The organism is uncultured Gimesia sp. (assembly GCF_963972345.1).
Taxonomy (GTDB): Bacteria; Planctomycetota; Planctomycetia; order Planctomycetales; family Planctomycetaceae; genus Gimesia.
This window is the reverse complement of sequence record NZ_CAXAVM010000218.1, coordinates 1-11,339: the sequence shown is the minus strand read 5'-3', so window position 1 is coordinate 11,339 and position 11,339 is coordinate 1. Positions and strand designations below refer to the sequence as shown.

Genomic DNA, 11,339 nt, shown 5'->3' with positions numbered 1-11,339 from the left:
CGCTGCTGGTCCAATTCAAGGGAAACCTCTCGAACCGGGTAGCCCCGGATGCAATCCGGGGTTGCCGCAGGCAACGGGAAACTGTCAGAGCAAACGCATAATTCAGAACAACAAAGCCAACCCGTTCATCGTAGGGGTCGACCCATGTGTCGACCCGCCTGGCAAGTACCAACCCGGTATCGCGGCCAATGGGAACAGATAAAACCTCCCCATCAGAATTTTCGCACCATAAAAAACACAAATCCACCCACAAGGATCTTCACTCACTCCATGTCTTAACGTGTCATGGTACCTGTCATGTGATACTCTACCGCGCATAAAAAAACGCAGCCTGATTTAGACTGCGTTTGATATCTTTGATCGGTGTCTCAGTGACTACTGGTTACTCTGCAGACGAGACAGGCGGGCGCGACGCTCAGCACGGCGTCGGTTTCTACGGTTTTCATCGCTGGGCTTTTCGTAATATTCACGACGTCGCATCTCTTTTTTGATACCAGCGTGTTCTACAATCTTGCGAAACCGTTTAACTGCCTCCTGAATTGATTCGTTTTCTCGTAACCGAAGCTTAACCACTCAAATCACCTTTTCTTCTTCCTGATTTCAATAAAAGTTGTAACCATAACTAATTGAATATACATCGTCTCATCAGTGATGAGAATTCAGACGTTTTCACCTGTAACAGGCCTGTGAACAGACCTCTCACTACAGAGTTGGAACGACAAAGATAACAAAACATGCAGGATCTGCAAAGCCAACGGCAGAAATACTCTTTGAATTTTTCACACAAAAGAGTACATACAGCCACTAGCTCTCGGCTTTCAGAATCCCCAGCCGTTCCAGTTTAGACTGACATTCGTCCCGTTCGCGGCTCCGTTTCAGGGATTTCCAGGTCTCATCCTGCACTTCCAGAAACGCTTCCTGGGAAAACGGGGGCACCAGTGATTTCTCGGCGGCACTGGTCATCAGTCGCGCCAGCACTTCTTTATCCAGACGTGTCAGGAACAGGGCTCCCTGGCGATAATCCTCAAAAGCTTCCCAGACTACCGGAAACAGCGGCTTTACAATCGCTTCGCCAATCGCCCGTGAGTACTCCTGAATCTCCCACTGTGCATGGGAGTCCATTCGTAAACTCAAGAAGTGAATCAGGTTATGCAAATCAATTTTCCAGTAGGCTTCGGTGTAAGTCGCCAGGGGCAGATCTTTTCGTGCCTGCTCGCGAGCCACGCCTGCTTCCAGCCGGGCTTCGTACACATCGCGGGCATGCTTCTGAAAAGCGGTCTCTTCTTCGGTCAGTTTCGTCCCTAAATTCTCAGCAAGCGGGGCATCACTGCCTTGTCGGTTCGAGCTCGCCTGGGTTCGCCATTCGCCGGGTAAGGTGGTCTGGGCTGAATCGATGGCGACGGAGTAGCGGGTACTGTATTCGTTCACATTCGCGGTCCGATGCCGAATCCACTGCCGCCAGCAGTCCATCGGAACCCGGACCAGGAACTTGAGTTCGGCCATTTCGAAGGGCGTACTGTGACGATGCCGCATCAGGTAGCGAATCAGCGTACGGTCATCGGAAACCCGTTTGGTTCCTTCCCCGTAACTGACGCGGGCTGCCTGAACAATCGAACTGTCATCGCCCATGACATCGACGAGACACACAAAACCATCATTGAGAACCGGGATCTTTTTCCAGCGCAGTTCTTCAACGAGTTCAGACCGCTCCGTCATTGGGAACACTCCCCGAATGCGTTAAAAATGAAGTAGATTGGAATACCAGACGCGGCGGTAGAAACGATCGTTCCACCACAGCACATTTATAGTCAACCGCGTCCTCAAACGACACCGTACCGGCAGTGCCGTCTCTCAAAATCAATAAAATCGACTGCGATTCCCGTAATTTGCAGGCACAATCAGTAGACGCTCAGGCGGGAAGTAATGTCCACCGTGCGGTTTTCGCGTGATGATTTCAACGCGGCCAGCAGGATCTCCGTCACATGCCGGGCCGTCGCCGCATTCGATAAGGGGGGCTGAATCCCCTTCCGGATACAGTCAGCCCAGTGCTGATGCGAATTCTGCACCGGGTACGTCGACAGATCTACGATTTCTTCAATCAGCGGTGCGTCTTCATCCACCTGCGAACTGGGACAGTAATACCGCAGCGACTCTGCCTGGCGACTGCTGACCAGTTTTCCTTCTGTCCCATGCACGGAGAATTCATAGGTCCGGGCGGCATCACACCAGCCGGTCTGCGCTGTTCCCAGGGCACCGGTTTCGAATTCGAGAATCATCGACGCTGTGTCTTCCAGCTTCGTCGGCTTGGCCACGGTCGTCAGCTTCGCCGTGATCGACTTCACCGCGCCGGCGACTCCCACGAGGTTGGCAATCGCATACACGCCCATATCAAACAGCGCCCCGACATCCGCTTTGTCCGCATCGAAAAACCACAAATCGTCGGCGGGTTTCTCTTCCAGGATCTGCTGAATGCCCGCGTAATAAACTTCCGGCCCCCCATGACTGGCCCGCGCCTGGGCAGAGGAAATCGTGCCCAGTTTTCCGTCTTGAATATAATTGCGACAGGCCAGTACATGCGGATTCGACATGTAGGGCAAAGCCAGTACCGTCTGATTGTGATTGTCGGTCGCTTCCACAAACGCATCTGCTTCATCCATCGACGTGCTTAACGGCTTCTGCATAAAAACGTGTTTGCCTGCCTGGATGGCTTTGATTCCCCATTCCACATGCAGGGGATGCGGCAGTGCGATCGCCACCGCGTTCACTTCTTCATCGTCAATGACGGCCTGATAATCGTGAGTGAAACGGGGCACATGAAACTTGCGACACAGCACATCCAGCCGCGACTGCTTCCGACCGGCCAGCAGCACCACATCACAGTGATCCACGGTCTGCAGTTCCGGCAGATGCATCTTGGCGGCAATCCCACCCGCACCAATAATTCCGACTTTCAAATGTTCCATCAATGTTTCTCCTGCTGCCTCTGCTCGCCACTTAACTGTCACCTCGTTGACAGCTTCAGTGTCTCTGTTTTAAAGCACGCTGTAAAGTCTCTCTTCGAACCCGACCAGAACAGACATTCAAAGAGATTCTCTACCACGAAAGTCACCAAAGAATCGAATGGGTAGCCCCGGATGTAATCCGGGGTTGCCGCAGGCAACAGGAAACTGTCAGAGCAAGCGCACAATTCAGAACAGAAAAGCCAATCGATTCATCGTAGGGGCCGTCCCATGTGTCGACCCGCCTGGCGAGTATCAACCCGTTTCACATCACAATGGGAATAGAAAGCTGAAACGGCAGGAACCTTTTTATACCACGGGTTGAGAATTCGAATTATTTTTCCTCCCACTTTGAACTGTCATCTCCCTCGCGGTAGAATCAGATCTGCAAAAAAAGGTGACAGACAAAATCAATTTCAACGGTTTCAGGGAACTGCCATGCGAGAATTTCATCATGTCGGCGTGATTACCGATGATCCACAGCCTGGCGAAATTTATGTTCCGGAAACAAAAGTCTTCGTCACCAATCCCAACGAGCATCCTTACAAAATTGAATACCTGCGTTTCGAAGCCGACACCCCGGTTACCGGGCCGGTCCGCAATCAGCCGCACATCGCCTTTAAAGTCCCGGATATCGACGAAGAAATAAAAGGCCTCGAAATCCTGCTGGGCCCGTTCCAGGCGATGGAAAATCTGAAAGTCGTGTTTGTGCTGATTGATGGTGCCGTGTATGAATTCATGGAGTTCACTGAAGGTTCTGAATTTGGAGAGTTTGAGCAATGAGTCACCCACTTCGCGTCACCTGTATTCCTTTGAGTCTGCTTCTGCTGGTTTTATTCTGCATTCCGGCTTCCAGTCATGCGGAAGAACCGAAAACGCTCCGCATCGGTATCATCGGTCTGGATACATCACACTCCAGCAACTTCTCTCAAATCCTGAACGATCCTGATTCAAAATACGAAGAATTCAAACACTGCAAAGTGGTCGCCGCTTATCCACAGGGAAGCCGTTCCATCAAAGAGAGTCTGGAAAGCGTTCCGGAAATTACGGAAGCGGTGAAAAAGCAGGGCGTGGAAATCGTTCCCAGTATCGAAGCTTTGCTTGAGAAGGTAGATGCTGTCCTGCTGGAAAGTAATGATGGTCGGGTGCATCTGGAACAGGCGCTGCCGGTCTTGAAAGCGGGCAAGCCGCTGTTTGTCGACAAACCGATCGCCGGTGATCTGACCGATGTCATCGCCATCTACGAGGCCGCGGAACATTTCAAAACGCCTGTCTTCAGTTCCTCTTCACTGCGATACACGGACGGAGCCAAACAGATTAACGGCGGCGTGATTGGTGAAATCATCGGCTGCGACGCCTATAGCCCCTGTCCGGTGGAAAGCACGCACCCCGACTTTTACTGGTACGGCATTCACGGTGTTGAGACCCTGTACACGATCATGGGGCCCGGCTGCGAAACCGTCGTGCGCGTCCATACCCCCGAAACCGACCTGGCCGTCGGCACCTGGAAAACAGGTCGCATCGGCACCTTTCGCGGGCGGCGCAAAGCCGACAATGGCTACCAGGGCGGCTATGGCGGCACGGCATTCGGCACGAAAGGCATCGCACAGATCGGCAGCTTCAGTGGTTATGAACCGCTGCTGGTCGAAGTCGTCAAATTCTTCCGCACGGGCAAAGCGCCAGTTACGCCGGCAGAGTCGATCGAAATCTACACGTTCATGTCAGCCGCTGATCTGAGCAGACAGAAAGCGGGCACCCCGGTCAAGCTCGCCGATGTCGAGAGCCAGGCAAGGGAAGCCGCCAGGAAAAAACTGGCCTCGTATCTGCAGAACCCCTAAAAAGGTGACAACACCAAAACGCTCTATCGGTTTTTTTGTGTGTTGTGAATGACAAATATTGGCAAGATAACCGGGCTGCAAATAGCCGGTTTTCAATATGTGACGATCGATCCCCAGAACCAGAGCCACATCATCATGTAGAAACCTAATGCTGTCTCAAGAATCGTGAATTCAGAAAGCCAAATCACAGGAGCGTAAATCTTCAAGACCGGTTCACAACCAGACAACCCAAAGAAAGCATATGTGGTTGAATAAGCGGGACCGAAACTCAGTATATACGCAATCAGAACCAAGAAGACCGATTTGAAGGACTGTCGTAACCGTTTAATGGTCGCTTGAGATCTTGATGCATTGACATCAGACATTGTTATGTTTCCGTTCTGGATAGCGTTAATCCAAAGCAGGAATCATATAGAATTCGGCTTTATGAAAACAACAGGAGTTTATTGTTTATTGAAACCCACCATTTTTCTTTTTAGCTCACAGCCGACTCCGCTTCGCAGCAGTTGGCGATGATGTTGACCAGCTTTCTGCGGTCGATGGGTTTTGTCAGGTGTTCATTGAAGCCGACGCTGATGCATTTTTCCCGATCCCCTTCCATGGCATTGGCCGTCAGGGAAATGATCGGACCCGGATATCCCTGTTCACGAATTCGGCGTGTCGCGCCATAGCCATCCAGGATCGGCATCTGCATATCCATCAGGATCACATCATACAGCAGTCCGATTTCCATGGACCGCATTGCCGCCTGCAGAGCCGCTTCTCCATTTTCCGCGACCGAAACTTCTGCTCCCGATTTCCTAAGAATAAAACTGATTAACTTCTGATTGTCCGGGCCGTCTTCCGCCAGCAGAACCGTTCTGCCCTTCAGGGACAGGACCTGCTCTTCAGATTGTGTGCTCGCATTGAAATTTATAGAGAACTCGTTCTCGTGCTGCTGCAATTCCTGCAGCAGTTCGATGCCATCCAGATTGCCCGTTTTTACGGTCGCACTGAATTGTGACCCCCGGTTCATTTCGCTGGTCACAGAGATATCACCACCCAGCACATCCGCCAGGCGTTTGCAGATGGTCAGCCCCAGTCCCGTTCCACCATATTTTCGGGTGGTAGAAGAATCGGCCTGCGAAAACGGACGGAACAGACCAGCCATCTGAGATTCCGTCATCCCGATTCCCTGGTCGATCACCGTAAACTGAACCTGCGGTTCTCCCCCTGGATTTTCCAGGAAGGATGTATCCAGGCGAATCGTGCCGACTTCCGTAAATTTGATGGCGTTGCCGATCAGGTTGATCAGAATCTGCCGAATCCGCGTCGGGTCGGAATGAATTTCCGCGGGGAGAGGGAACTGATAGCTGGCTTCCAGTTTCAACCCCTTGGCTTCTGCCCGGACCTGAACCAGTTCCAGCACTTCTTCCACGATCGTCTGCGGCGAACAGCGAATGGATTCGACATCCAGTTTTCCCGCCTCGATTTTTGACAGATCCAGGATGTCGTTGATCAGTTCCATCAGGTGTCCGCCATTGCGTTTGATGGTATCCAGCGAATCGGTGATCAGCTCGGGCAGCTGCAGCGACTTTGCTTCCAGTTCCAGGATTTCGGTATACCCCAGAATGGCGGTCATCGGCGTACGGATCTCATGACTCATATTTGCCAGAAAGGCGCTCTTAGACTGGTTTGCTGCTTCGGCCTGCTGTCGTAATGTTTTCTGTTCGCGAAGCAGTTGCAGGGCACGAATCGCATTTCGGACTCGTGCTTTGATTTCGGAATCGGTTGCCGGCTTGGGAATATAGTCGAACGCGCCTTCCTCAAATGCGCGGGTAATCCCTTTACCATCGTTTTGAGACGTCACCATGATCACGGCGACTTCGTCGACCTTAAAGTTCGCACGCACTTCCTGCAGCACCGCAAAACCGTCCAGAACCGGCATCTCTACATCCAGCAGGACCAGGTCCGGTTTCAGTTCATGGACTTTCTGGCGACCTTCTTCACCATCGGCGGCGGTATGAAGTTCGTATCCATCCAGTTCGAGCGCCTTGGCAAGAATACGCCGTACCACGTCCGAATCGTCGACGATCAATATTTTCGAGGGCTGTTTACTGCTCATATTGTTTTCTGTCTGTGCCTGAGATGACAGTTTTTTAACCGGGTAAGTTTACCCAAATTTAGGTCAGAGATTGACGCTAAGTTGAGCAAGTGCAGTGTTTTCCCTCAGTTTTAAAATGAACATTTCGCGCAGGTTCCGATTAAAAGAGTTAAATCAGCTGTCACAGAAAGTTCAGTGCGGGAGAAGGCCCCCACACGTTTTCAGGTATTTCCCAAATCCTTGAGTTACGTTCAGTCATCAGAGATACGTAATGCAGGAAGTTCCTGTTTGAGCGAGTCCAGCACCTCATCGGAAACGCCGGTATTGCTCAGGCTCAACTCCACCAGTTCAGGTGTCGCAGACAGATATTTCACCCCAGCATCCGTAACCGCGGTGTGATCGAGCACCAGCACTTTCAGATGCGGCAGCCGGGCCAGCATTTTCAAACCCGTGTCGGTGATCTGGGTGCCATCCAGTTGCAAAGTTTCCAGATTGCGGCATTCGGAAAGTACTGCTGCCGTACGATCGGTGACCTGGCAGTTTGACAGGAGAAGTGTCACTAAAGTTTCTTTTTCTGACACATGTTTCAATGCGTCCAATTCTTCTTCCTGAAAAGTGGAACCTGCCAGACTGATGCTTTTCAGTCTTTTTTCCTTTAACAGAGACGTCAGAACTGATTTTTCAAGCTGGGATGCCTCGATTGTCAGATGTCTTAACTGGGGGATTTGCGTCAGCGCAGCTGCCCGTTTTTGATCTATCTGAAAACCTGATAAATAGAGTTCTTCCAGCTTGTGAAACTCTGGTAACAGAGCAAATAGGTCATCGACCTCCTCGGGACTGCTTTCAGGCTGCCACTTCCAATCCATCCAGGTCACAGAACGATGATAATTTAGAAAAGGCTTGGGAATAAAAGCGGGACCTGGCATTGTGCCATAATCATGAATCGTGATATCCCCTGCTTCATTCTCGTCGAAGACCAGCAATTGCGCCTTCTGATTCTGGAAGGCAGAAACATTTGAATGAAATCGCATGACCAGAAAGACTGACCAGACGACTAATGCGCAAATTGCAATGAGAGCAGCAATCAGCCCCCGGCGGAGGAGAATCCGTCTGTTCTTTTGGTTCAATCGAACAGGTTCGGTTTCGACATTGGCACTCATCTCAGCCTCAACTATTTCAGCGGGCCGTCCACCCGCCATCGACGGTGACCATGCTGCCCGTCATATAGCTGGATGCATCGCTGGCCAGAAAGATCGCCGCGCCCTGGATCTCTTCCATCCGCGCCCAGCGGTTCATCGCCACTGCACCCACGATGAATTTCTTGATCTCTTCGGTTTCGGCGAACGGTTCATTCATGGGCGTCAGAAACGGTCCGGGGCAGATCGCGTTACAGGTGATTCCGTATTCACACAGTTCCAGCCCGAGGGCGCGTGTCATCTGCACGATGGCTCCTTTGCTGGAAGTGTAGGGCGTGCGGTTCGACATGCCCACCAGCCCCAGCGTACTTGCCAGGTTGATGATCTTTCCGTATTGTGCGTTTTTCATGTGGGGAACGACCGAACGCACGCACAACCAGGGGCCGGTGACGTTCACGTTCTGCACGTCCTGAAACTCTTCGAGTGTGATGTCATCGATGGGGCCGCGAATGTTGATTCCCGCGTTATTGATCAGAATATCAATCTTGCCGAACTCCGAGATCGCCCGTTCTGTCATCGCGGCGACCTGGTCCGCATCGGTTACATCGGCGGCCATGCCGATGACCTTGTTGCCATAGTCGGACTGGATCTGGGCTGCTGTCGCTTCGACTTCATCCTGGTTGCGACTGGTGAGCAGTAAGTTCGCGCCCGCTGAAGCCAGGCCTTCTGCCATCGCGGCACCCAGCCCCTTGGAACCGCCGGTAATAATGGCGACACGACCAGTTAAATCGAACAGTTTGATTCCAGGCAGCATGGGTCATCCTTCTTCAGACAGTGGTTCAACGGGTTGAAATCACGGAAATATGTTTCTGGAACGCCGGGTCGGTCTCGGGATAATCACTGCGATAATGTACGCCACGACTTTCACGACGGGCTAGAGCTGATGTGATCATCAACTCTGAGACCAGCAGCATGTTCTGCAGTTCCCAGCCGGTCAATGTTTTGAATTCACGATCAACAACATACCGGTCCCAGAAATCGACTTTGTCCATCGCATTTTTTAACGAATCGGCGCTGCGGGTAATGCCCACATCGCGCCACATCAGGCTGGCCAGCGAGTTCCGCAGGTCCTTGCTGTTTAAATCTTCGTCGGAACGTTTTTCCGTATCCCAGTCCGGTAGCAGGGAAGCCGAAAACTGGTCGGGCTGATTCAATGCCGCCTGTGATGCACCGCGGCCAGCGGCTGCGCCGAAGATCAAACCTTCCAGCAGACTGTTCGAGGCCAGGCGATTGCTGCCGTGCAGTCCGGTGGAAGTCACTTCGCCCGCCGCCCACAGATTCGGCACCGAGGTCTGCGCCTGCAGGTCGGTCTTCACGCCCCCAATCATGTAATGCGCACCAGGACGTACGGGGATCTGATCTTTTGACAGATCCAGACCGAAGCTCGCGCAGACTTTGCTGATGTTGGGAAACCGCTCTTTGACCAGCGATTTCTCCAGGTGGGTTAAATCAAGATACACGCAGGAATGGCTGGTTTTCAGCATGCGATCGGTAATGGCCCGGCTGACGATATCACGATGCGCCAGTTCCAGATCGGGATGATAGTCGGACATGAACCGCACGCCGTTGCAGTCACGCAGGTAAGCGCCTTCGCCGCGCACGGCTTCGGAAATCAGGTAACGGGCACCGCCGGCAATGTAGAGGACCGTAGGATGAAACTGCATGAATTCCATGTCCTGGAGCAATGCCCCGGCGCGAAAGGCCAGGGCGTGTCCATCGCCGGTCGCCAGCGGGGGATTCGTCGTTTCCCGAAACAGACAGCCTGCGCCCCCGGTCGCTAAAATCACCTGCTTGGCCCAGACCAGGGATTTCCCATGATAGCGGTTCCAGATCACCGCGCCCCGGCACTTGCCGTTCTCGGTCACCAGGTCGATGGTCGGTGTTTTGGTCCAGGTCTGAATCGAAGGCCGACTGTTGACCGCCAGCACGAGCGCCCGCATCAGTTCTTTACCGGTGGCATCTCCCAGCGCATGGGCGACGCGACGATGGCTGTGCCCTCCCTCTTTGGTGAGGGCGATCTTACCATCTTCGGTGTCGAAGTCGGCTCCCAGGTCGACCAGTTCCTGAATATGCCGCGGTGCTTCACGGCACACAAATTCGACCAGGTCTGCATCACACAGATCTTTCCCGGCGGCCAGGGTATCCTGGATATGATTGGTTATGTTATCCAGCGGGTCGAGGACTCCCGCGATGCCACCCTGCGCGTAGGCACTGTTCGATTGCGAGACTTTGCCTTTGTTGACGATAATCGTTTCCAGCCGCGGATCGATCTCCAGCGCGGCCCGCGAACCGGCAATGCCCCCGCCAATGATCAGCACATCGGTAAAGATATGGGGAATGCGTTTCGGGTTGATACGAGCAAGGTAGCGCTGACCAGGTTCAATGGAAATCGGATCCAAGTCTCAGTGCTCCTTAAGCTCATTTTTGCCGAGACCGGCGGCTTCCGCAGCCGCCCCGCCTCACAGCGATCAGATAGTCATGCAGGAAAATCCACCATCGACGGCGACATTCGTCCCCGTCACGAAACTGCCGGCTTTGCCCGCTGCCAGCAGCAGTACGGCACCCGCCAGTTCTTCGGGATCACCAAATCGATTGGCGGGCGTATGATTCATAATACTCGCGACCCGCTCTGGTGTCAGCACTTTTCGATTCTGTTCTGCAGGAAAGAATCCGGGAGAGAGGGCATTCACGCGAATACTTCGCTCGGCCCATTCGCGGGCCAGATTCTGCGTCAGATTCAAAACCGCTGCTTTGGAAGCGGAATAAGTAAACACGCGGGACAGCGGCGTAATGGCACTCATGGATGCGATGTTGATAATCGAACCGGCGACATTGTTGTCGAGCATCGACTGGCCGAAGACCTGGCAGGCCACTTTGACACTCAGCAGATTCACGCGGAAGATCTGCTCCCACTCTTCATCGCTGATTTCCAGGAAGGGCGTCGCCGCATTGATGCCTGCTCCGTTGACGAGAATGTCAGTCGTGCGGTCGTTGCTTTTCAGGTGCGCGACCAGCGATTCCAGGTCTTCGCGACTGGTGGAATCGGCTTTGAAAAATTCCGCAGTGCCCTGCAGTTCTTCAATCATCTTCACGCGGCCTGCGCCGTTTTCGGCGTTGCGACCGACAATCACAACATGAGCGCCCGCTTGCGCGAGTGTTTCGGCGATGGCACCACCCAGGACGCCGGTTCCTCCGATGACGACTGCCGTTTTACCTGTCAGGC

General features: G+C 53.1%; 11 protein-coding genes. 2 read left to right on the top strand and 9 right to left on the bottom strand.

What is annotated here, in order from left to right; genetic code table 11:
* From AACZ40_RS24835 to AACZ40_RS24820, 4 genes are all read right to left on the bottom strand, one after another.
* On the bottom strand, positions 1-247 hold a 247-nt coding region (locus tag AACZ40_RS24835; RefSeq protein WP_339676247.1), incomplete at its 3' end, for a hypothetical protein.
* A gap of 128 nt (positions 248-375) precedes the next feature.
* Positions 376-573, bottom strand: coding sequence for a 30S ribosomal protein S21 (gene rpsU / locus AACZ40_RS24830; RefSeq protein ID WP_081459387.1), 198 nt, complete (start codon positions 571-573; stop codon positions 376-378).
* Positions 574-804: 231 nt separating this feature from the next.
* A complete protein-coding gene (gene thyX, locus AACZ40_RS24825; protein WP_291177618.1) occupies positions 805-1,716 on the bottom strand; it encodes an FAD-dependent thymidylate synthase in 912 nt (303 codons plus the stop codon).
* A 182-nt stretch (positions 1,717-1,898) separates the two neighbouring features.
* A complete protein-coding gene (locus tag AACZ40_RS24820; RefSeq protein WP_291177621.1) occupies positions 1,899-2,963 on the bottom strand; it encodes a Gfo/Idh/MocA family oxidoreductase in 1,065 nt (354 codons plus the stop codon).
* Positions 2,964-3,437: 474 nt separating this feature from the next.
* On the opposite strand from AACZ40_RS24820, the gene AACZ40_RS24815 reads away from it, so the two are divergent.
* Both AACZ40_RS24815 and AACZ40_RS24810 read left to right on the top strand, forming a co-directional pair.
* Positions 3,438-3,782, top strand: a complete 345-nt coding sequence (locus AACZ40_RS24815; protein ID WP_291177624.1) for a hypothetical protein — start codon at positions 3,438-3,440, stop codon at positions 3,780-3,782.
* Positions 3,779-4,837 carry a Gfo/Idh/MocA family oxidoreductase gene (locus AACZ40_RS24810; RefSeq protein ID WP_291177627.1) on the top strand — a complete coding sequence of 353 codons (1,059 nt, stop codon included), beginning with the start codon at positions 3,779-3,781 and terminating at the stop codon, positions 4,835-4,837. The genes AACZ40_RS24815 and AACZ40_RS24810 overlap by 4 nt, the downstream gene beginning before the upstream one ends.
* A 475-nt stretch (positions 4,838-5,312) precedes the next feature.
* On the opposite strand, the gene AACZ40_RS24805 is transcribed toward AACZ40_RS24810, so the two are convergent.
* The 5 genes from AACZ40_RS24805 to AACZ40_RS24785 all read right to left on the bottom strand — a co-directional run bounded on the left by AACZ40_RS24805 (position 5,313) and on the right by AACZ40_RS24785 (position 11,337).
* On the bottom strand, positions 5,313-6,941 hold the full coding sequence (locus AACZ40_RS24805) for a response regulator (protein ID WP_339676241.1): 1,629 nt from the start codon (positions 6,939-6,941) through the stop codon (positions 5,313-5,315).
* Positions 6,942-7,171: 230 nt separating this feature from the next.
* Positions 7,172-8,080 (bottom strand): hypothetical protein, encoded by a 909-nt coding sequence (locus tag AACZ40_RS24800; RefSeq protein ID WP_291177633.1) that lies wholly within the window; start codon positions 8,078-8,080, stop codon positions 7,172-7,174.
* A gap of 16 nt (positions 8,081-8,096) precedes the next feature.
* On the bottom strand, positions 8,097-8,870 hold the full coding sequence (locus AACZ40_RS24795; RefSeq protein ID WP_291177635.1) for an SDR family NAD(P)-dependent oxidoreductase: 774 nt from the start codon (positions 8,868-8,870) through the stop codon (positions 8,097-8,099).
* Positions 8,871-8,895: 25 nt separating this feature from the next.
* Positions 8,896-10,515, bottom strand: coding sequence for an L-aspartate oxidase (nadB, locus tag AACZ40_RS24790; RefSeq protein WP_291177637.1), 1,620 nt, complete (start codon positions 10,513-10,515; stop codon positions 8,896-8,898).
* A gap of 69 nt (positions 10,516-10,584) precedes the next feature.
* Complete coding sequence (locus AACZ40_RS24785) at positions 10,585-11,337, bottom strand: SDR family oxidoreductase (protein WP_339676235.1); 753 nt, start codon at positions 11,335-11,337, stop codon at positions 10,585-10,587.
* Between the last annotated feature and the right edge of the window lie 2 nt (positions 11,338-11,339).